Annotated in this window: 23 protein-coding genes and 3 riboswitches; of the genes, 20 read left to right on the forward strand and 3 right to left on the reverse strand. The window is 28.5% G+C overall.

The window, feature by feature from the left end; genetic code table 11:
• From AC11VW_RS10720 to AC11VW_RS10780, 13 genes are all read left to right on the forward strand, one after another.
• The coding region (locus AC11VW_RS10720) for a transposase (RefSeq protein WP_484301409.1) at positions 1-326 on the forward strand (326 nt) is incomplete at its 5' end.
• Positions 327-723: 397 nt separating this feature from the next.
• A riboswitch (Lysine riboswitch) is annotated at positions 724-893 on the forward strand.
• An 86-nt stretch (positions 894-979) separates the two neighbouring features.
• Positions 980-2278, forward strand: a complete 1299-nt coding sequence (gene lysA, locus AC11VW_RS10725) for a diaminopimelate decarboxylase (protein ID WP_484301410.1) — start codon at positions 980-982, stop codon at positions 2276-2278.
• Positions 2279-2644: 366 nt separating this feature from the next.
• Positions 2645-3361, forward strand: coding sequence for a pseudouridine synthase (locus AC11VW_RS10730; RefSeq protein ID WP_484301411.1), 717 nt, complete (start codon positions 2645-2647; stop codon positions 3359-3361).
• 9 nt (positions 3362-3370) lie between these two features.
• On the forward strand, positions 3371-3958 hold the full coding sequence (mnmM, locus tag AC11VW_RS10735) for a tRNA 5-(aminomethyl)-2-thiouridylate-methyltransferase MnmM (RefSeq protein WP_484301412.1): 588 nt from the start codon (positions 3371-3373) through the stop codon (positions 3956-3958).
• 75 nt (positions 3959-4033) lie between these two features.
• Positions 4034-4231: an indolepyruvate ferredoxin oxidoreductase subunit alpha gene (locus AC11VW_RS10740; RefSeq protein WP_484301413.1), complete on the forward strand. Its 198-nt coding sequence runs from the start codon at positions 4034-4036 to the stop codon at positions 4229-4231.
• A 14-nt stretch (positions 4232-4245) separates the two neighbouring features.
• Positions 4246-5397: a 2-oxoacid:acceptor oxidoreductase subunit alpha gene (locus tag AC11VW_RS10745; RefSeq protein ID WP_484301414.1), complete on the forward strand. Its 1152-nt coding sequence runs from the start codon at positions 4246-4248 to the stop codon at positions 5395-5397.
• On the forward strand, positions 5382-6197 hold the full coding sequence (locus tag AC11VW_RS10750; RefSeq protein ID WP_484301415.1) for a 2-oxoacid:ferredoxin oxidoreductase subunit beta: 816 nt from the start codon (positions 5382-5384) through the stop codon (positions 6195-6197). The genes AC11VW_RS10745 and AC11VW_RS10750 overlap by 16 nt, the downstream gene beginning before the upstream one ends.
• A gap of 23 nt (positions 6198-6220) precedes the next feature.
• Positions 6221-6766 carry a 2-oxoacid:acceptor oxidoreductase family protein gene (locus AC11VW_RS10755; protein WP_484301416.1) on the forward strand — a complete coding sequence of 182 codons (546 nt, stop codon included), beginning with the start codon at positions 6221-6223 and terminating at the stop codon, positions 6764-6766.
• A gap of 11 nt (positions 6767-6777) precedes the next feature.
• Positions 6778-7650: a MurR/RpiR family transcriptional regulator gene (locus AC11VW_RS10760; protein ID WP_484301417.1), complete on the forward strand. Its 873-nt coding sequence runs from the start codon at positions 6778-6780 to the stop codon at positions 7648-7650.
• A gap of 146 nt (positions 7651-7796) precedes the next feature.
• Entirely contained in the window at positions 7797-8762 is a 966-nt protein-coding gene (locus AC11VW_RS10765; RefSeq protein ID WP_484301418.1) for a TDT family transporter, read from the forward strand.
• A gap of 181 nt (positions 8763-8943) precedes the next feature.
• Positions 8944-9114: riboswitch (Lysine riboswitch) on the forward strand.
• Between the two features lie 121 nt (positions 9115-9235).
• Entirely contained in the window at positions 9236-10429 is a 1194-nt protein-coding gene (locus AC11VW_RS10770; protein ID WP_484301419.1) for an aspartate kinase, read from the forward strand.
• A gap of 98 nt (positions 10430-10527) precedes the next feature.
• Positions 10528-10627, forward strand: a riboswitch (purine riboswitch).
• Between the two features lie 78 nt (positions 10628-10705).
• A complete protein-coding gene (gene add, locus AC11VW_RS10775) occupies positions 10706-11698 on the forward strand; it encodes an adenosine deaminase (RefSeq protein WP_484301420.1) in 993 nt (330 codons plus the stop codon).
• 144 nt (positions 11699-11842) lie between these two features.
• The gene (locus AC11VW_RS10780) at positions 11843-13816 is read left to right on the forward strand and encodes a sensor histidine kinase (protein WP_484301421.1); all 1974 of its coding nucleotides are present in this window, start codon (positions 11843-11845) and stop codon (positions 13814-13816) included.
• Positions 13817-13887: 71 nt separating this feature from the next.
• Here the strand turns inward: AC11VW_RS10780 and AC11VW_RS10785 are convergent, their stop codons facing one another.
• Entirely contained in the window at positions 13888-14517 is a 630-nt protein-coding gene (locus AC11VW_RS10785; RefSeq protein WP_484301422.1) for a peptidylprolyl isomerase, read from the reverse strand.
• A 163-nt stretch (positions 14518-14680) separates the two neighbouring features.
• Here AC11VW_RS10785 and AC11VW_RS10790 point away from each other — a divergent pair, with 163 nt between their 5' ends.
• The 7 genes from AC11VW_RS10790 (at position 14681) to AC11VW_RS10820 (ending at position 22003) form a co-directional block, all read left to right on the forward strand.
• Positions 14681-15091: a hypothetical protein gene (locus tag AC11VW_RS10790; RefSeq protein ID WP_484301423.1), complete on the forward strand. Its 411-nt coding sequence runs from the start codon at positions 14681-14683 to the stop codon at positions 15089-15091.
• Between the two features lie 473 nt (positions 15092-15564).
• Positions 15565-16116, forward strand: coding sequence for a glycerol-3-phosphate responsive antiterminator (locus AC11VW_RS10795; protein WP_484301424.1), 552 nt, complete (start codon positions 15565-15567; stop codon positions 16114-16116).
• Between the two features lie 240 nt (positions 16117-16356).
• Positions 16357-17154, forward strand: coding sequence for an MIP/aquaporin family protein (locus tag AC11VW_RS10800; RefSeq protein ID WP_484301425.1), 798 nt, complete (start codon positions 16357-16359; stop codon positions 17152-17154).
• Between the two features lie 55 nt (positions 17155-17209).
• Complete coding sequence (gene glpK, locus AC11VW_RS10805) at positions 17210-18748, forward strand: glycerol kinase GlpK (RefSeq protein WP_484301426.1); 1539 nt, start codon at positions 17210-17212, stop codon at positions 18746-18748.
• Positions 18749-18958: 210 nt separating this feature from the next.
• Positions 18959-20419: an FAD-dependent oxidoreductase gene (locus AC11VW_RS10810; protein WP_484301427.1), complete on the forward strand. Its 1461-nt coding sequence runs from the start codon at positions 18959-18961 to the stop codon at positions 20417-20419.
• On the forward strand, positions 20409-21653 hold the full coding sequence (locus AC11VW_RS10815) for an NAD(P)/FAD-dependent oxidoreductase (protein WP_484301428.1): 1245 nt from the start codon (positions 20409-20411) through the stop codon (positions 21651-21653). The genes AC11VW_RS10810 and AC11VW_RS10815 overlap by 11 nt, the downstream gene beginning before the upstream one ends.
• A gap of 2 nt (positions 21654-21655) precedes the next feature.
• Positions 21656-22003 (forward strand): DUF1667 domain-containing protein, encoded by a 348-nt coding sequence (locus tag AC11VW_RS10820; protein WP_484301429.1) that lies wholly within the window; start codon positions 21656-21658, stop codon positions 22001-22003.
• 153 nt (positions 22004-22156) lie between these two features.
• Here the strand turns inward: AC11VW_RS10820 and AC11VW_RS10825 are convergent, their stop codons facing one another.
• A complete protein-coding gene (locus AC11VW_RS10825; RefSeq protein WP_484301430.1) occupies positions 22157-22369 on the reverse strand; it encodes a small, acid-soluble spore protein, alpha/beta type in 213 nt (70 codons plus the stop codon).
• A 204-nt stretch (positions 22370-22573) separates the two neighbouring features.
• Positions 22574-22912: a hypothetical protein gene (locus AC11VW_RS10830; RefSeq protein WP_484301431.1), complete on the reverse strand. Its 339-nt coding sequence runs from the start codon at positions 22910-22912 to the stop codon at positions 22574-22576.
• Between the last annotated feature and the right edge of the window lie 322 nt (positions 22913-23234).

The raw sequence follows: 23234 nt of genomic DNA on the forward strand, positions 1-23234 counted from the left end.
TAGATAAACTTACTAAGATGAACTTAAGTGATAATTGTATTTTACATACTGATCAAGGATTTCAATATACTCGTAAACAGTACTCAACTCAACTGAAAGAGAATAGTATAAAGCAATCTATGTCTAGAAAAGGAAACTGTTGGGATAATGCTCCTATTAAGAGTTTTTTTAGTCATATGAAATCTGAACTTCTATACTTAGTTTATACTAAAAATCCTAATGAAATTACCAAACTTATAGATGAATATATTTATTTTTATAATAATAAGCGTATACAAATAAAAAGCGGCATGAGTCCTGTTGAATACAGAAAACTTACCGCCTAAGGTACTTTTTTATGAGTGTCTACTTGACAGGGTCATATCTAATTTGAGTTAGTTTTTTATTATAAAATATTATCTAGCACACTATACATAACAGGAATAACTATTAAAGTAAGGGCAGCAATTAATTCATCTCTAAATATACTAGAGATGAATTAAGATGAAGTGTTTACATAATTTTATTGAATTATACTGAAATAGGTAAGTTTAGTTTTAGAAAAATATTCTCTAAGAAGACCATTTATATTTTCGTTTATTGTAATGAGTTTTATTTTTATTTAAATAAGTATTGCATTTGATTATATAATCCAGGTATAATACAGATAATAAATGTCAACAATATAAAATGATTGAAAAATTAAGAATAATGTGTTAAAACTATATTAATTGAATATAAAGAACCTAGGGTAGAGGCGCTGTAATTATTAGTACTTATCAGAAGCTGGCAAGTTATGATAGATAAGAAAAGGAATTATGGCCGAAGAGAATTAATTGGCAAATAAACTCTCTGGATTTGCACAGAATATGTGTAAGACTGTCACTTGTTATAAGTGGTGAGCTACAAGGTTTACTTTGAATAAGAATTTTACGTCCAAAGTATACCTTTGGGCGTTTTTTGTATACAAATAACTAAACAATAATAGGAGGATAAATTTATGAAGCTTCATGGAACTATGTCAGTAAAGGAACAAACATTACATATAGGGGGGGTAAGTTGCTTAAAACTTAGTGAAAAATATTCAACACCGCTTTATGTATTTGATGAAGAATTAGTTAGAAATAATTGCAGAGAATATATGAAATATTTTAAAGTTAACGAATATAAAAATAAAGTAGCTTATGCAGGTAAGGCTTTTTTACCAATGTATATGTGTAAGCTTATAAAAGAAGAAAATTTATACCTTGATGTAGTTTCGGGAGGAGAATTATATACAGCACATGAAGCTGATTTTCCAATGGAAAAAATACTATTTCATGGTAACAATAAAACGGTAGAAGAAATAGAAATGGGAATAGAATGGGGTGTTGGTATATTTGTAGTTGATAATTTTTACGAACTTGATTTAATAGAAAAAATTTGTGAAAAAAATCAAAAAACACAAAAAATTTATTTTAGAATAACACCAGGAATAGAGGCTCATACACATGAGTATATAAAAACAGGTCAAATAGATTCTAAGTTTGGTTTTGCCTTAGTAAATGGTGATTTATATGAAGCAATAGAAAAATTGAAGGATTATAAAAATATACAATTAGTAGGTATTCATGCTCATATAGGTTCTCAAATATTTGATGTTGATCCATATATAGATACGGTAGATATAATGATGAACCTAGTAAAGGAAATAAAAGATAAATATAATATAGAAATAAAAGAAGTAGACCTAGGAGGAGGAATTGGAGTTTACTATACTAAAAATGATGAACCAAAAACTACAAAAGAGTTTTGTGAAGCCATAATTAAAAGAGCTGAAATTACTTGTAAATCAATAGGTATAAAAATACCAACATTAATAATAGAACCAGGAAGATCTATAGTAGCAAATGCAGGAAGTACATTATATACTATAGGATCTATAAAAGATATAAAGGATGTTAGAACTTATGTAAGTGTAGATGGTGGAATGACTGATAACATAAGACCGTCACTATATCAAGCAGGATATGAATGTGCAATTATAAATAAAATAGGACAAGATAAAGTAAATCAAGTGACAGTAGCTGGGAAATGTTGCGAAAGTGGAGATATATTAATAACAGACACTAATATTATGGAAATTGAAAGTGGAGATGTAATAATTACAACATCTACAGGTGCATATGGATACTCAATGGCTTCTAATTATAATAAATTACCAAAACCTGCCGTTGTATCTGTAATAAATGGAGAATCAAAATTAATATGTAAAAGACAAAGCTATAAAGATTTATTAGCATTAGAAATAAAGCTTTAAATTTATATTAGTTAAGTAAGGTATCTTTAAATAAGATATCTTATTTTTTTGCTTTTTTAATACCCTTGACAAAGGGGCTATTTTACAGGATAACCCACTACTTTATAAATAATAATTGCAATAAAAGCTATAAATACATAATATTATATATTTTTCTTTGAAAGCATAACATTTTCCTTAATTAACATACTAAATATGTGATTATAAACAATATTGAAAATAACACAAATAAATTATATTCCAAGATAACAATATAATTAAAAAAATAAATGTTTTGTTTTTGACATATGTTTAGTATGGTATAATAATGAAATGAAAATAAGTAAATGACAAAAATAAATACAAAATTATAAAAGAAGGTGCAATATGAGAATTAACAAGTATATCGCTTCTTGTGGAATAGCTTCAAGAAGAAAAGCAGAAGAAATAATATTACAAAAAAGAGTCAGCGTTAATGGTAAGGTTGTTGAAGAATTATCATTTAACATAGATGAAAATAATGATATTGTAGAAATAGATGGAGTTCAAATAGGATTAGATGAAAAAGAAGTTTATATAGTTTTAAACAAGCCAGAAGGATATATAACAACAGTAAAAGACCAATTTAATAGACCAAGTGTACTTGATTTAGTAGGTGATATAAAAGAAAGAATTTATCCAATAGGAAGACTAGATTATGAAACTAGTGGATTATTAATACTTACTAATGACGGAGATTTAACATACAAATTAACTCATCCAAAGCATGAGGTTGATAAAACTTATATGGCAATAGTAAAAGGTATACCAACAATTGATGAAATGAAAAATTTTGAAGAAGGACTTTATATAGAGGATTATAAAACAGCTCCTGCTAAAATAAAAATAGTTAAAAAAGATGAAGAAAAAAATTATGCAATATGTGAAATAAAAATCCATGAAGGTAGGAATAGACAAGTAAGAAAAATGTGTAGAGCTATAGAACATCCTGTACTAAGATTAAGAAGAGTAGCTATGGGTAAAATTACTTTAAGAGAAACTAAAGTGGAAGAATATAGACATCTAAGCACAGAAGAAGTTGAGTACTTAAAAGGATTAAAGTAGAGGTGCAATATGAAAAGAGATAAATACCTTACGAATGTTATTGATATAAATAAGATATATTTAGAAAAAATAATAAAAGAAGGAGACATTGTAGTAGATGCTACAATGGGAAATGGATATGATACAAGATATCTAGCGCAAAAAGTTGGAGAAAATGGATTTGTGTATAGTTTTGATGTACAAGAAGAAGCTATTAAATCAACAAGAAAAAAGCTAGAAAAAGAAAATCTTGAAGATCGAGTACAGTTAATACTCGATGGTCATGAAAATATGGACAACTACATCGATATTGATAAAAAGATTTCATGTGTTGTGTTTAATTTGGGATATTTACCAAGAGCACAGCATATGATTATAACAAAACCAAATACAACGATAAAGGCTATAAAGCATAGCTTAAAGCTATTGAAACCTCATGGTGTAGTAAGTGTTGCTATCTACACAGGCCACCCAGGTGGACTTGATGAAAAAAATAGTGTATATGATTTTGTTAAAAACTTGAATCAAAGCGAATTTAGTGTGTTGGAATGCGGCTTTATAAATCAAGCAAATAATCCTCCACAACTAGTTTTGATAGAGAAGAAGAAAGAATATTAAAACCATGCTTTAAGCATGGTTTTTTTTGTATTAAAAAAAATAAAAGTATGAATTTTATGGGTTGTGGGGGATCTTATGAAAAAAAAATTAGTTATAGAAAAGTCATGGTGCAAAAGCTGTGGTATTTGTGTGGAGTATTGTCCAGTGAAAATACTGGATTTAGATGAAAGTGGAGTTTACATAAAAGATAGTAAGCAGTGTATATCATGTGGTAAATGTGAACAGAGATGTCCAGATTATGCAATATATTTACAGAAAAATGAAAAAAATTAAAAGGGGGATTGAGTATGTCTGAAAGAGTAAAGTTATTACAAGGAAATGAAGCTTGTGTACAAGGAGCAATTTATGCTGGTATGAGATTTTTTGCAGGATATCCTATAACACCATCTACAGAAATAGCTGAATTATCTTCTTTAATACTTCCCAAGATAAATGGTAAATTTATACAAATGGAAGATGAAATAGCTTCAATTGCAGCAACTATTGGAGCATCTTTAACAGGATATAAATCTATGACGGCAACTAGTGGACCAGGTTTTTCTCTTAAACAAGAGTGTATAGGATATGCATCTTTAGTTGAAGCACCGTGTGTAATAGTTAATGTACAAAGATGTGGACCTAGCACAGGACTACCTACAAGCCCATCACAAGGAGATTTAATGCAATCAAAATGGGGAACGCATGGAGATCATCCAACGATTGTATTATCACCGTCTACTGTAGAAGAAACATTCCAATTAACAGTAAAAGCATTTAACTTTGCAGAAAAATATAGAACACCTGTAATACTTTTACTAGATGAAGTAGTAGGTCACTTAAGAGAAAAAATTAGAATACCTGAAGTAGGAGAATTAGAAGTTGTAAATAGAAAAAAGCCAACATGTAGCAAGGAAGAATATAAGGCTTATGAATGTTGTTCTGATTTTGTTTCACCAATGGCAAGTATTGGTGAAGGATATAGATATAATGTGACAGGTCTTATGCATGATGAAACAGGATTTCCAACTAATAGTACATCTGAAACAGATAAACTAATGAATAGATTATTTGAAAAAGTAGAATCCAATCTAGATGATATATTAATTTATGAAAGCTATGAGGTTGAAGATGCAGATATTTTATTTGTATCATTTGGAAGTATGTGCCGTTCCTGTAAGGATGCAATAAAAGTTTTAAGACAAGAAAATATAAAAGCTGGACTATTTAGTGTGAAAACAGTGTGGCCATTTCCAGAGGAAAAATTAAAAGAAATAAGTAAGAATGTAAATAAAGTATTTGTTGTAGAAATGAATAAAGGTCAAATGATATTAGAGGTACAAAGAGTTTTAGGAAAAGATAAAGATATAATTGGAATAAATAAAATAAATGGTGAAGTTATAACTCCGGCTGAAATAATAGATACTATTAAGGAGGAAAATTTAAAATGCCTAGTGAAGTAATAAAAAATAATTTAAGAACAGATAGACTTCCTCATATATGGTGTCCAGGTTGTGGTCACGGCATACTTATGAGAGCTATAGCCACGGCAATAGAAGACTTAGGATTAGATAAAGATAAAGTTTGTATTGTATCAGGAATAGGTTGTTCATCAAGAGCCGCTGGATATATGGACTTTAATACTATACACACAACTCATGGAAGAGCCTTAGCATTTGCAACCGGAATAAAGCTTGCCAATCCAGAGCTCCATGTAATAGTAATAAGTGGAGATGGAGATGCAACAGCTATAGGAGGAAATCATTTTATACATGCATGTAGAAGAAACATAGATATTACTACAATAGTTTTTAACAATAACATATACGGTATGACAGGGGGACAATATTCACCAACAACACCAACTGGAGATTTGGCAACTACTTCTCCCTTTGGAAATATAGATAAGCCATTTGACATATGTGAATTAGCATGTGGAGCAGGAGCAACATTTGTGGCTCGTGGTACGGTATATCACGTTCCAAGTACTATACAATACATAAAAAAAGGACTAATGCATAAAGGATTTTCAGTAGTAGAAGGGCTTAGCATATGCCCAACATATTATGGAAGAAAAAATAAAAAAGGTTCAGCTGTGACATTAATGAATGAATTAAGAGATAGAAGTGTTGATATAAATAAGAGAGACAAACTTGACAAAGAAGATGTTGAGGGTAAGATACATATAGGGATATTTAAAGACACAATTAAACCCGAATACACAGATGAATATAAAAAAGTATTAGATAAGTTTAATAAATAAATAGCTTAAGGAGATAAAAAAATATGAAAATAGGAGTAAGACTTAGTGGTTCAGGTGGTCAGGGTCTAATACTTGCAGGAATAATATTAGCAGAAGGCGCTATAAGCTCAAACTTAAATGCAGTTCAGACACAATCATACGGACCAGAAGCTAGAGGTGGAGCTAGTAAATCTGAAGTAATAATAAGTGATAGTGATATAAATTTCCCTAAAATTGCAAAACCTAATATATTACTATCTTTAACACAAAAATCTTTAAATGAGTATTTAAAAGATATAGAGAATAGTGGTATAATAATAGTAGATAGTTCAATAGAAGTAGAATGCACAAAAAATGTAAAAATTTACAAGCTTGCTATAATGGATTCTTCAAAAGAAGTTATAGGCAGTAAAGTAGCAGCAAACATGGTAGCACTGGGGGTAATTAGTCAGGTAATAGAAAATGTAGATATAGAAAATATAAAAAAGTCAATAATAAAAAGAGTTCCTAAAGGAACTGAGAATTTAAATATAGCAGCATTTGAAAAAGGAATTGAACTTTTCAGTAAGAATATGGATGGAAACAACTAAAGGAGATACATATGGACGATACTAAAGATTTAAGGGACAGTAAAAAGTTAATAACAGATATCCAAGCTCAATACCCAAGATTTAGTAAGGGACAAAAGTTAATAGCACAATACATTTTAGCAAATTATGATAAAGTTGCATTTATGACTGCATGTAAATTAGGAGATACTGTAGGAGTTAGTGAATCAACAGTTGTTAGATTTGCAAATGCACTAGGGTATTCAGGATATCCAAAATTACAAGCAGCACTTCAAGAATTAATAAAAAATAAATTAACAACAGTACAAAGAGTAGAAATGGCAAAAGAGTATCTTGATGATAGTACTATACTTAATAAAGTATTAAAAAGTGATAGTGATAACATAAAAGGTACTTTAGAAGAAATTGATAAAAAAGCTTTTGAAGATTCTGCAAACAAGTTACTAAAGGCAAGAAAAATATATATACTAGGTATGAGAAGCTCTTTCACAATAGCTCAATACTTAGGATTCTATTTAGATATAATACTTGATAATGTCCACATAATTAGAATGGATATGGGAGATGCATTTGAACAAGTAGTCAGAATTAATGAAGACGATGTTTTAGTAGCAATAAGTTTCCCAAGATACTCTAAAAAATCATATCAAATAGTAAGCTATGCTAAAGAAAAAGGAGCTCATATAATATCTTTAACAGATAGTTTGTTTTCACCAGTAGCATCAATTGCAGATAATACTCTTTTAGTAAAAAGTAATATGGCATCTTTTGTTGATTCATTAGTTCCAGCTTTAAGTATAGTTAATGCACTTATAGTATCTGTAGGTATGAAAGAAAAAGATGATATAAAAGAATACTTTGATGACTTAGAACAAATATGGGATAGATATTCTGTATATGAATAAAATATAAAATAACAAAAATGAAAAGTTATAGAAATTAGTGCAAAAAGAAAACTAATTCTATAACTTTTTTATATTTACATACAAACATAATATTATTATAATATTGTATACAAGATTTAAAATATATAAACAGGTAGGACGAAAAAATGAAAAGACTTCAAGGTCAAATCACAAAAGAAAAAATAGGAAATATACCAGTAGCTATAACAGGGATATCATTAGGTTTTATAACCTTAGGTGGAGTATGGTCAAGCCTAGGAGCAACATCTATAAGGGTGTTTGCATCTATATTTACACTTATAGCAATAATTATTATGTTTTCCAAAATAATACTTCACCCTAAGAAAGTATATGAAGAAATGAAACATTGTGTAATAGGAAGTTTTTATCCAACTATGGCAATGTCACTCATAGTTTTTTCAACGTTCGTATACGATATAATAAATCCAACATTAGGTAGAGGAATTTGGTTGTTTGGAATAATACTCTACATTATACTTTCGATAATATTTATAGTAACTAGGGTGAAAAACTTCAAGCTAGAAGAAATGGTACCAAGTTGGTTTGTTCCAACGGTTGGAATTGGAGTCGCAGCAGTAACTAGTGGATCTATGAATTTTCCCGATTTATCTAAAAATATGTTTTATTATTCATTTATTGTTTATATAATAATGTTAATTGTAATGATATATAGAATGTTAGCTGTAGAAAAAATACCAGAAAATAAAAAAATTACTGTTGCAATAATGGCAGCACCCGCAAGCTTATGTTTAGCAGGATTATTTCCAGTATTTAATGAACCGCCAACTATATTTATATATGTACTAGTACCACTATCACTTTTGTCAACATTATATGTATATATATTAATACCAAAGCTTATAAAAGTCCCTTTTCATCCGGGGTTAGCACCACTTACATTTCCATTAGCACTAGGTACCTTAGCAATGCAAAGATATTATAAATATCTTGTGAATATAAATTTAAATTTATCGAATTTAGTCAATCAAATATTTTATATAGAACTATTTATAGCAACTATTGTAATTGGGTATATAGTATACAAATTATTAGAAGTACTATTTATAGCTTTATTAAAAAATACGAATTAATTAAATAAGCATTAAATAAAGGGATCGTTATTCACGACCACTAACTAATTTATAATAACATAAAACTATTACTATGTATGTATAGATGTCAATATAAATAAAATAAAATAATAAGTAAATAAAAAAAAGTTGAAAAATTCTAAAAAATGTGGTAAAACTATATTAATAATATAAATAATGAACCTAGGGTAGAGGTGCTGTAATTATAAGTACTCAATAATAGCTGGCGAGCAATGACGATTGAGGAAAGGAATTATAGCCGAAGGAAGTTTATTGGCAAATAAATTTTCTGGCTTTGCATATAATATATGCAAAGTTGTCACTTATTCTTAAGTGGGGAGCTACAAGGTTTACTTTGAGTGTAAAAATGTCCAAAGTATTCCTTTGGGCATTTTTTTATATTTTTATGAAATTATATTTCAAATGTGGGTTAACCACTTGATCGAATCGAATTTTTAATGGAGGGATAAAATATGGATGTAGTAGTTCAAAAATATGGAGGAAGTTCTGTTAGTTGTACTGACAAAATAAAATCAATTGCTAAAAATATAATACAAAGAAAGAAACAAAATTCTAAAATCGTGGTAGTAGTATCAGCTATGGGTGACACTACAGATAGTTATATAAAACTAGCAAGTGATATAACAAAAAAGCCAAGCAAAAGAGAATTAGACGTATTAATGTCAACAGGAGAGATGATATCAGCATCACTTCTAGCTATGGCTCTTAATTCATTAGGTTGTGAGTCTATAAGCTATAGTGCATATCAATTAGAAATAAACACTAGTGGTTTTCATGGGAAATCACAAATTGATGATATAGACGTTAGCAAAATAGAAAAAAGTTTAGACGAAGGGAAAGTTGTAATAGTAACAGGATTTCAAGGTGTAAATGATAAGGGGGATATAACGACTCTTGGTAGAGGGGGGTCAGATACATCTGCTGTAGCTTTAGCTATAAAGTTAAATGGTAAATGTGAAATTTATACTGATGTAGATGGTATTTATTCTACAGACCCTAGAAAATATAAAGATGCAAAAAAACTAGAAGAAATAGAATATGAAGAAATGTTAGAATTAGCAAGCTCAGGGGCACAAGTAATGCACTCAAGAAGTATAGAACTTGCTCAAAAATATGGAATAGAAATTTATGTTGGACTTTCATGTGGACAAGAAAGAGGAACTTATATAAGGGGAGGAAAAGAAGTGAAATTAGAGAATAAAATAATAACAGGCTTAGCTACTAGTGATGAGGATACATCTATAACTATAAAAGACTTTAACTCAAATGATATGGCTAAACTATTTGAGGATATTGCAAATAAGGGAATAAGCGTAGATATGATAAGTCAAACTGCACCAGTTGATGAAAGAATAGGTTTATCTTTCACAATACCTAAAGAAGAACTAAATGAATGTAGAGTTGTAGTATCTAAGTATGCAAGTGATGAAGAAGTGATTATAGATGATAATATTACAAAGTTTTCTTTAGTAGGTCTTGGAATGAAAAATACTCATGGTGTAGCCTCTAGGGTATTTAAGATATTTAATGAAAATAATATAGGAATAAAGCTTATAACTACATCTGAAATAAGAATAACATGTGCTATAGATAGTAAGGACAAGCAAGTTGCAATAGATAAAATAGCTAGAGGATTTGATTTATAATAAAAAATATAAAAAACTTAACTTACAGCCAAGGTTAAATAATAGAAATTAAATATATTTATCTAAAGTATATTGACAACATTAAAAAAAGATAATAAAATAGTCAGAAATAAATCTTTCGTATAACCCCAATAATATGGTTTGGGGGTTTCTACCAAGAACCAATAATTCTTGCTTACGAAGAAGTTATGTATATTTATTATGCAAAACTTCTTTGTAAGCAGGATTTTTTTTATACAAAAAATAAAAACTATAATATATAAAAAGGAGAAGATTATGACTAAAAATTTACCAAAAATAGAATTACATTGCCATTTAGATGGAAGCGTTAGAGCAAATACAATAATAGATATAGCAAAAAGAGAAAATGTAAAGTTACCTTCATATGAAGAAAAAGAAATAAAAAATCTTGTTCAAGTACCGTCAGATTGTACTTCACTTAATGAATACTTAACAAAGTTTTACTTACCGAATAAAGTAATGCAAAGTAAAGAAAGTTTAGAAAGAATTACATTTGAATTACTAGAAGATGCAGCAAAGGAAAATGTTAAATATATAGAAGTAAGGTTTGCGCCACTTCTTCATATACAAAAAGGATTAAGTGTTAAAGAGATAATAGAAAGTGCAATATGTGGCATTAAAAAAGCAGAGAAGATGTATGAAATAAAGGGGAATTTAATATTATCTTGTATGAGAATTATGAGTGTAGAAGAGGGGTTATTAGTTGTTAAAGAAGGAAAAGAATTTTTAAACAAGGGTGTTGTAGGTATAGATTTATGTGGACCTGAAGTAGAAGGGTTTGCTAAGGAATTTAAACCTGTAATAGATGAAGCTAGAAAATATGGTTATAGAGTGACTATACATGCAGGAGAAGCTGCTAGTGGTCAAAATGTAATTGATGCTATAAATTTATTAGGTGCAGAAAGAATTGGCCATGGTGTAAAAATAAAAGATATGAAAGAAGCATATGATTTAGTAAAAAATAAAAAAGTTGTTCTTGAAATGTGCCCAACAAGTAATATTCAAACTAAGGCTATAAATGATTTTAATAAACATCCTTTATTTGAATTTTATAAAGATAATATAAATGTAACTTTTAACACAGACAATAGAACTGTATCTAATATAGATTTGACTAATGAAATAGATTTAATATTTAATAATTTTGAAATGAATAAAAATGATTATAAAGTTATTTATTTAAATACTATAGAAGCCACTTTTGCAGATGACGAAACTAAAAAATATTTAAAAAAATTTATACTATAAGCTAATATGCTATACAAAATCCACAAACTAATTATTACAAATATTACCATATTATTCGTAAATATGATATATTGTATATATCCAGATAGTATAGCAACATAAGTAAATATATAAGGGATAACTTATTGGAGGAGTATTAGTTTTATGGGAAAGTGTAAATTTAAACATGGGGTTATGATATTGATATTTTGCTTCTTAATTTCATTTAATGTAGCAAATGCAAAAGAAAATGGAAATAGTAAAAATGTCCTTTTTATAAGTTCGTATAATCCTAACTATATAACATTTAATGACCAAATAGAAGGAATTAAAGAAGAAATGGGAAAAAATGTTATTATGCAAATAGAATACATGGATTTTAGAGTATTCTCAGATGAAGAAAGTGAACATGATTTTTATACATTGCTGAAAAATAAAATAAATAATTATAAAAAATTTGATGCAATAATTTTAGCGGATGATTCAGCCTTAGATTTTGGTATAAAATATAGAGAAGATTTATTTGAAAATATACCAATGGTATTTTTAGGGGTCAGTGATTTTGATAAAATTAATAAAGCTATAAAATTAGATGAAGTATATGGAGTAGTAGAAGAACTTTCTATAGATAAAAATTTAGAACTTATAAGTAAATTTCATAGTGGTAAAAATATTATAGCTTTAACTGATGAATCAACTTATAACTCACCAGAGATAAAAACATTTTATAGTTTATCATCTAAGTATAAAAATCTTAATTTTAAATATTTATCATCGTATAATATGAGTACAGAAGAATTTAAAAATACATTAAATAAATTAGGTAATGAGGATATTTTATTAGTAGTATATGCATATCGCAATAAGTCGGGTGATGCTATGACTATTGAAGAAAGAGCAAATTTCATATTACAAAATACAAATGTTCCTTCGTACTGTTCATATGATTTTGCACTGTACAATAAACTTTCAATAAGCGAAAAATTTATTGGAGGTAAAGTTATCGTTCATAATGAACAAGGCAAAAAAGCCGGTAAAATAGTAAATGATATATTAAATAATAAAGTACCAACAAAGAGAATTATTAATAAAGAAGATGTAAATAAATATATATTTAATTACAAGGAATTAAAAAAATATAATATAAGAAAAAAAGATTTACCACAAAACGCTGAGATAATAAATGACCCTATAGATACTATTTTAGAATATAAAAATATTATTTTTACTGTAGCAATAGTATTAATAAGTTTAATAATAGTTATTATAGCTTTTATACTATATACAATTAAAAAATTACACTATGAAAAAGAATTACTTAAAGCAAAAGAAATAGCTGAAAGTTCAAATGAAGCAAAAACCAACTTTATATCTAATATCAGTCATGAACTTAGAACACCGATAGCTGTTGTAATGTCTTCTAATCAACTGTTAGAGCTGAACATGGAAAAGGTGGACAATGAGTATTCAAATAGCAATAATAAAAATATCCATATAATAAAACAAAATTGCTATAGATTACTTAGACTTACAAATAATATAATAGATGTAGCAAAGGTAGATTCTGGATTTATGGATTTAAGACTTAAGAATATAGATATTATCTACTTACTAGAAGCGATTGTGGAATCGGTACTACCATATGCGAAAAGCAAAAACATTGATATCGTATTTGATACTACACATGAAGAAATAATAATGAGTGTAGACCCAGATAAAATAGAAAGAATAGTGCTTAATTTAATTTCAAATGCAATTAAATTTTCTAATGAGAGTAGTACTATAAGTGTTAATGTAGAAAAAAATGATTATATATTAACATTTTCAGTAAAAGATACAGGTATTGGTATGGATGGGAAACATTTAAGTTGTATATTTGATAAATTTACTCAAATAGATGATACTATGGTAAGAAAAAATGAAGGAAGTGGAATAGGGCTATCCCTTGTGAAATCTTTTGTGAACCTTCACCAAGGAAGTATAAGTGTTAAGTCTAAAGTGAATAAAGGTAGTGAATTTACAATAGAATTGCCTATAAAAGTATTAGATAAAAATGATAATACAACTGATTATAATATAGATTGTGTTGACTCTATTATTAGGCGTACTAGTGTAGAGTTTTCAGATATATATTTTTAAAAAATTAAACATAAATGTAGAAGTCCTGTAGATAAATATTTATCTACAGGACTTCTATATTTATAAGCATATTACATTTTTTTAGGTTCTTTATATTCAATGCCTTTAGTATCTACTTTTATAGATTCAACAATTACATCTTTAATAGGTTTATCATTAGCGCCTGTCTCAATATTTTCGATAGCATGAACAACATCCATACCACTTATAACTTTGCCAAAAGCGGCATATTGTCCATCTAAATGAGGAGCATCTTTAGTTATAATAAAGAATTGACTGCCAGCACTGTCTTTGTGTTGGCTTCTAGCCATAGATAATACACCTTCAGTATGGACTAAGTTGTTTTTAAACTTATTTTTACTAAACTCACCCTTTATGCTATATCCAGGACCACCCATGCCAGTGCCATCAGGATCTCCACCTTGAACCATAAAGTCCTTTATAATTCTATGAAAAGTAAGACCATCATAAAAACCACTATTTGCTAAAGATATAAAGTTATCTACTGTGTTTGGAGCTATATGAGGATAAAGTTCAGCCTCAACAGTACCGAAATTTTTAAATACTATAGTAGCTACAGGAAGCTCTTTAGGAGGAGTTCTAACTTCATCAACAATAGTTTTATTTGATGAACATCCAACTAAAGCTAAAGTTCCTGCTAGTAAGCTTGCTAAAAGTCCTTTTTTAGTTTTGTTAGTCATATTTTTACCATCCTTATGTTAATTTATGGGTTTATTATATCATATAAAAAAGTAATACTAAAACAAAAACACAGATAAATAATAAGTATTGGATTTATTATAGAATTATTTGTAAATTAATACATATAATATAGATAAAATAATGTGTAATGGAGGTTTTTAAATGAAAATGTTACATAAAACTGCACTTATAATTTTTATGATATGTGCAATGTCATTTATAGGCTTTACTATAAATGAATCTTATGCAAAAGAACCTATTATGGAATATAAGTTTACAGTAGAAGAACAAAAAATTAAGAGAGCTCAGTTTATATGGAAATCTTGTATAGAAGAACTTAGAAATGAAAATGTATTAACTACTATTGATATTAAGAATATAAATAGTTACTTAGCTAGGGAAATGAGAAGTGAAAAATTTGAAGCTCCATTAAAAAAATATGATAGACAAAAGAAAGCACTTAGACCCAGTAATATAGAAAAAATGGTAAGCGATAAAGTAATAACAGCAGAACAAGGTGGAAAACTTCGAGATAAAATGAGCAAATACAATTTATCAAACTTAGAAAAATAAATTAAAATATATTTATTTGTTGAAAAAAGTATAACGAAATTTAATGCATTGCACATGAAAATATAATACAATTAATTTAAGTATACCACTCTCCTTGGTATACTTAAATTAAAACCTATTTTTATTTTAAAAGAGAATCTAAATGAACGGATTATTAAAAGCTAACTATGTTTATAGTTGGCTTTTAATGCGTTTAAATTAATAAATCTAACTAGTAAAATATGTATAATAATTATAATATATATGTTCCCGTAAATATTCTCACTATGAAAATATATTTTATTCAATAGTTCAAACCCTGTAAATAACTTTACTTTAATGTACTTTTTATACCAATTAGGGAGTATATAAAAAGGTGACAAAATTAAACACAACATATATAATAAAAGGATAATTTATTAGTTTAAGCAAGTAATGAGCATCAAGTAATGACATAATCAAATAGAGAAAAAAGGGAATATATGGAGGGTAATATGAAAGATTTACTAGAGATAAATCCTATAATTGGAGCCATTAAAAATGATGAAAATCTTGAAGATGTTGTAAAATCAGATTGCGATATCGTATTTTTACTAAATGGAGATATACTTACACTAAGAAAAAAAATAGAATTCTTACATAAACATAATAAAACAGTATTTGTTCATGTAGATATGATAGCAGGAATATCATCAAGTCCTGTGATTGTAGATTATATAAAAAGTGAATTAAATTTAGATGGAATTATAACTACTAAAACTAATATCGTAAAAAGAGCTATAGAATTAGACTTAAAAGTTGTTCAGAGGTTTTTCTTTATAGATTCGATGTCTCTTGAAAATGCAATCGAAAGTTTAAGAAAAGTAAAACCACAGGCAATAGAAATTATGCCAGGAATACTACCTAAAGTAATAAGAAAAATGAACAAAGTCTATCCGAATCTTCCTATAATCTGTGGTGGGCTTATAGATGAAAAAGAAGAAATAATAAATGTTTTATCATCGGGAGCGATGGCTGTATCAACTACTAAAGTAGATATGTGGTAAAATATTACCTTAAAATACTAAAAATAAAGCTAAATATTGTGAAAATTTCGTTTATTAAATATCTAACAATCTATTTTGTTGACTGGAAAGTGTTTTCATGCTAATATCTAAGTAACTTAATATTAGGCTGGAGAAGAGAGAGCCAATAGTTTTTTACTATAGGCTCTCTCTGTTTTTTTGCCTAAATATCAGGTTATCTAAAAAATATGAGATTACTTAAAACATAAGGAGGAGTTTAGATTGAAAAAAACATTAATAGGAGAATGTATATCTGAATTTATTGGATCATGGATACTAATATTTATAGGATGTGGATCTGTAGCATCGTTAGTATTAAGTGGTGCAAGTATTTCACAATGGGAAATAGGTGTAATTTGGGGTCTAGGCGTTACAATGGCAATATATATTACAGGAGCAGTATCAGGAACGCATATAAACCCCGCAGTAACAATAGCTTTAATGGTTCATAGAGATTTTCCAAAGAAAAAAGTAATACCATACATAGTAGCTCAAGTTTTAGGTTGTTTTGTAGGAGCTGCAACAGTTTATTTCTTATTTAAAAACTTATTTGTATCTTTTGAAAGTACTAATAATATAGTAAGAGCAAGTGCTGATGGTCTTGCTACAGCAGGAATATTCTCAACATACCCAAATACAGCACTTAGTTCAATAGAAGCTTTATTTGTAGAGATAATAATAACAATGCTTTTAATGATGGTAATATTAGCAGTAGGTGAAGCTAAGAACTCTAACAAGCCAGCAGCGAATTTAGCTCCAGTTATGATAGGTTTAACAATAGCTATAATAGGATCAAGTTTTGGAGTATTAACAGGATTTGCAATGAATCCAGCAAGAGATTTAGGACCTAAATTATTTGCAATGATAGCAGGTTGGGGAGTAGATGCACTAGGACCTAATATGTATTTCTGGGTTCCAATAGTTGGACCAATTATAGGTGCAGTACTTGCAGGATTTGTATTTGATAAAGGTGTAGTAAAATATATGGACGATGAAGAAGTTTCAGAAAGTGTAAAGTAATAAAGTATATATATTAAGATGTATTTAAATAAATAATTACTGGAGGAACTTAAAGATGGAAAAAAAATATATAATGTCCTTAGATCAAGGAACAACTAGTTCAAGAGCTATATTATTTGATAAAAAAGGAAACATAGTAGCAACTTCTCAAAAAGAGTTTACTCAATTTTATCCAAACCCAGGATGGGTAGAACACAATCCTATGGAAATATGGGGCAGTCAAAGTGGAGTAATGAGAGAAGTTTTAGAAACGAACTCTATAAAGCCAGAAGAAGTTTGTGCTATTGGTATAACCAATCAAAGAGAAACTACAATAGTTTGGGATAAAAACACAGGAAAACCAGTATATAATGCAATAGTATGGCAATGTAGAAGAACATCTCAAATATGTGATGAATTAAAAGCTAAAGGATATGGAGAAAAAGTAAAAGAAAAAACAGGACTTATATTAGATGCATATTTCTCAGGAACTAAAATAAAGTGGATACTTGATAATGTTGAAGGTGCAAGAGAAAAAGCAGAAAATGGAGAATTATTATTTGGAACAGTTGATACTTGGTTAATGTGGAACTTAACTCGTGGAAAGGTTCATGTTACTGATTATTCAAATGCAGCTAGAACAATGCTTTACAATATAAAAGAATTAAAATGGGATGATGAAATACTTGAAGCACTAGATATACCAAAGAGTATGTTACCAGAAGTTAAGCCATCAAGCTGTGTATATGGATACACTGATGAAGGAATGCTATCAGGAGCACAAATCCCAATAGCAGGATGTGCAGGAGATCAACAAGCAGCTTTATTTGGGCAAACTTGTTTTGAAGAAGGTAGTGCTAAAAACACTTACGGAACAGGTTGCTTCATGCTAATGAATACTGGAGAAAAAATGGTTGAATCTAAAAATGGATTATTAACAACTATAGCTTGGGGAGTTGATGGTAAAGTAGAGTACGCACTTGAAGGAAGTATATTCATAGGTGGAGCTGCTATACAATGGTTAAGAGATGAACTAAAAATATTATATAATGCTAAGCAAAGTGAATTTTATGCACAAAATGTAAAAGATACGAATGGAGTATACGTGGTACCAGCATTTGCAGGACTTGGAGCTCCATATTGGGATATGTATGCAAGAGGTTCTATAATGGGTCTTACTCGTGGAGCTAATAGAGAGCATTTAGTTCGTGCTACACTTGAATCTATTGCATATCAAGTAAAAGATGTATTAAATGCAATGCAAGAAGACTCAGGAATTGAGTTAAAAGGTCTTAGAGTTGATGGTGGAGCAAGTGCAAACAACTTCTTAATGCAATTCCAATCTGATATATTAGGTGCTAATATAAATAGACCTAAAGTAGTAGAAACTACTGCATTAGGAGCAGCATATTTAGCAGGTCTTGCTGTAGGATTCTATAAAAATAAAGAAGATATAAAAAATTCTTGGATAATAGATAGAGAATTTACACCAGATATGAGTGAAGCGAAAAGAGCTTTATTATATAAAGGATGGAAAAAAGCAGTAAAAAGATCACTTGAATGGGCAAAAGAAGATGAAGAATTTGAAAAAGAATTATCATCTGTAGACTGTTAAATTAATAACCTTAAAAATTGAAAAAAGTTAATGACATAAAATATAAATTAACATATAATAAAAGTACAAAAAGAAAACGTTTTAGTATTTTATAAATAAAAGAAAGAATACTAAATAACATATTATGGCTAAGAGATGAGAGAGCCTTCTATACAATGTATAGGGGGGCTCTCTGTTTTTTTGCAAAATTAAAAAAATGGAGGGGAAAGTATGTATGATATAGCGATAATAGGAGCTGGAATTAGTGGAAGTGCAATTGCTAGAGAATTATCAAAATACAATTTAAAAGCTATAGTACTAGAAAAAGGAGTAGAGGTGTGTCAAGGAACTACTAAAGCAAATAGTGCAATAGTACATGGAGGATTTGATGCAAAGGAAGGTAGTTTAAAAGCAAAATTAAATGTAGCTGGAAATAAATTATATCCACAGTTATGCAAAGAGTTAGATGTAGAATTTCAACAAAATGGTTCTTTAGTTTTAGCATTTAATGAGGAAGACGAAAAACATATAAAAGAACTTTATGATAGAGGAATAAAAAACAATGTAGAAGGTCTTAAAATATTAAGCAAAGAAGAAGTAATAAAAATAGAACCAAATGTTAATAAAAATGTAATTAGTGCTCTTTTATGTGAAAGTGCAGGAATAGTTTGTCCGTTTAATTTAAATGTAGCACTTATGGAAAATGCAATAAACAATGGAGCAGAGTTGAAATTACAAGCACAAGTTATAAATATACAAAAACAAGAAGACTACTTTGATATAAAACTTTTAAATAATGAAAATATTAAATCGAAATATGTTATAAATGCGGCTGGAGTTTATGCTGATAAAATAAACAACATGATAGGTGGAGATGAATATTACATCATACCTAGAAAAGGTCAATATAAAGTACTAGACAAAAGTGAAGGGAAAATTGTAAATCATGTATTATTCCAATGTCCAACAAAAAAAGGAAAAGGTGTATTAGTTACAAAAACTGTTCATGGAAATTTATTAGTCGGACCAAATGCTACAGTAGTTGAAGATAGAGAGGATATATCTACAACTAGGGATGGTATAAATGAAATCGTAGAAGATTCAAAAGAAAGTATAGAAAATATAGATTTTAGAAAAACAATAACATCTTTTTCAGGGTTAAGAGCAACTCCAAATACTGGAGACTTTATGATATTTGCATCAAAAAAATGTAAAAACTTTATAAATGTAGGTGGAATAGAATCCCCAGGACTTGCATCAGCGCCAGGAGTGGCAAAATATGTAGTAGAATTACTTCAAAACGAAGGATTAAATTTAGTAGCAAATGAAAACTTTAACCCAATAAGAAAGAAAAATAAACCTTTTGCACATATGAATAATGAAGAAAGAAATGAACTTATTAAAAGTGATGAAAATAATAAGAAAATCATATGCAGATGTGAAAGTGTAACAGAAGCTGAAATAATAGATGCAATACACAGACCTTGTGGTGCAAGAACTGTTGACGGAGTAAAAAGAAGAACTAGACCAGGAATGGGAAGATGCCAAGGCGGATTTTGTGGTCCTAAGGTAGTTGAAATATTAGCAAGAGAGTTAAATATAACTGTAGAAGAAGTGTTAAAAGATTATGAAAAGTCAAACATGGTAGTAGGAAAAGTAAAAGAATTAAGGGGTGAGTCAGTTGAAATATAACGTTGTAGTTGTTGGAGGAGGACCTGCAGGACTTGGTGCTGCGCTAGAAGCGAAAAGAAATGGTGCAAAAGATGTACTTATAATAGAAAGAGATAGAGAATTAGGTGGAATACTTAATCAATGCATTCACAATGGATTTGGACTACATGAATTTAAAGAAGAATTAACAGGTCCAGAATATGCTCATAGATTTATAGAAATGGCAAAAGATGAAAATATAGACTATATGTTAAACAGTATGGTACTTAATATAAATGAAGATAAAACTATAGAAGTTTTAGGAGAAGAAGGATTAATAAATATAAACGCTGATGCAATAGTTTTAGCAATGGGATGTAGAGAAAGAACAAGAGGAGCTATAGATATACCAGGATATAGACCAGCAGGAGTATACAGTGCAGGTGCAGCTCAAAGACTTAGCAATATGGAAGGATACATGGTAGGAAAAGAAGTAGTTATATACGGATCAGGCGATATAGGGCTTATAATGGCAAGACGTATGACATTAGAAGGAGCAAAAGTAAAAGCAGTTGTAGAAGTTAATCCTCATTCAAGTGGATTAACTAGAAACATAGTTCAATGCTTAGAAGACTTTGATATACCACTAATGCTAAGTACTGGTATAAATTATATACATGGAAAGCAAAGGGTTGAAGGAGTTACACTTTCTAAACTTGATGCAAATAGAAATCCTATAAAAGGAACTGAACAATTTATAGATTGTGATACAGTACTTTTATCAGTAGGGCTTATACCAGAAAATGAATTAAGTGTTGAAGCTGGTGTAAACTTAGATACAAAAACTAGTGGTCCAGTAGTTAATAACACAATGGCAACTAATATAGATGGAGTATTCGCTTGTGGAAATGTTGTACATGTACATGACTTAGTGGACTTTGTTACAAAGGAAAGTAAAATAGCAGGAAAAAATGCAGCATTATATGTTTTAAATAAATTAAAAAATAATCCTACTGTAAACACAATAGCAAGTGATGGAATTTCATATATAGTTCCACAAAATATTGATACAAAGTGTGAAGAAGATATTAACTTATTTATGAGAGTAAGAAATATTTGTAAAAATAAGAAGTTGGTTGTAAGAAGTGATGATAAGGTAATTTTAGAAAAGAAAAGGGTTCATATGATACCATCTGAAATGGAAAATATTAAAATAGGCAAAGATTTATTTGAAAATATTACAGGTAATATTACTGTAAGTGTAGAGGAGGCTTAAAAATGGCTAATATAACTTGTATAGTTTGCCCAATGGGTTGTCCATTAGTGGTTACTAAAATAAATGATGGGTATAAAGTAGAAGGAAATACTTGTAAAAGAGGAGAAAAATATGGCGTAGAGGAGTTAACTAGTCCTAAGAGAGTTATAACTACAACTGTAAGATTAGATAAGTCATATTTAAGCTTACTTCCTGTTAAAACACAAGATTCTATTCCTAAAGGTATGATGTTTGAGATAATGGAAGAATTAGATAAGATTAAAGTGAGTGCTCCTATAAATGTTGGTGATGTCATAGTAGAAAATATTTTAAACACAGGAGTAAATATTGTAAGTGCTAAAACTGTATAAATTTTTAATAGATAGGAGATGGCATTAGTCATCTCCTTTTTCTTGAACAACTACACAATCATATTACCTGGAAGATAGATTGAGATAATATAACAATTTGAGACTGTAAATCAATTTGTGCTTTTGAGTAGAAATTCTCCTCTATAGCAACGATTATTTATTTTGGTATTGTTTTAAGAGTTGCTTCTCACCCATTTGAACAAGTTTTCTAGTTGCTAGACCTCCGATATAAGGAGTATCAGATTGATTACTAGAAAAGTCATTTAATTCATTACCTATTTCAAGTTTGTACTGACTTAGTGCTTTTTTTGCATTAGATTCTATGCTTTTATTATTCATTATATTTTTTTCAATATTAAAATCCATAAAATTACCTCCATCTCAATGTATAAATATTTTTTAACAGATAAATATATTTATATAAAATACTTTTCCCAAAAAAAGATTTTATATATATTTTATAATTTTTGTTGAAAATACATTTTTATAGTTACTAAATGGCAAAAAAATATAACTGAAACAGTTAATTTTCAGTTATATCAATGATGTATATATCATTTAAATTAGTTTTTAAAAATAGTCAGAATATCCAGGATGATAGTGTCTTCTTCTTCTTCTTAATAATCTTTGTAGAAGTAGTACTAAAGCAAAATCTCTAAATAGCCTATTACCAAATTGTCTAAAAAATTCATCCTGATCTTCAATATCTCTATGACAATCTGCTTCATATCTATCTATGACCATATCACATAAATCTTCTATTTTTTCTTCACTAGGAAATGGATACATACATTCCCCTACATCGTATTTATCACATACATATTTTACATGTTTTTCTAAATCCTTATATACTTGTGGACAATATTTATATGCCATTTTCATACAGTATTCATAATCGTTGTATTGCATGCTTATACCCCCTGATGTCAAATAGTATTATATTAAATATAAATTTAAAAATTATATTCAATATAATACTATGATTCATAGGGATTTATTGTTAATAAAAAGTAAAAAATCTATATTTAATAAGTCATTTTAAAATAATCAAAGCATTTTTAGAAAAATATACCCATAGCTTTCAATTAAAATTCCTTCTTCCAAAGTGATAATATTTAATGAAACATATATAGATTTTATTGTATTATAATACATATTCATTTCTAAAAATAGTAACTCTTACTATATTAATTACATAAAATTAATATATATATTAATAAAGTAGGTAGAT

It is taken from the genome of Romboutsia sp. (assembly GCF_056995035.1).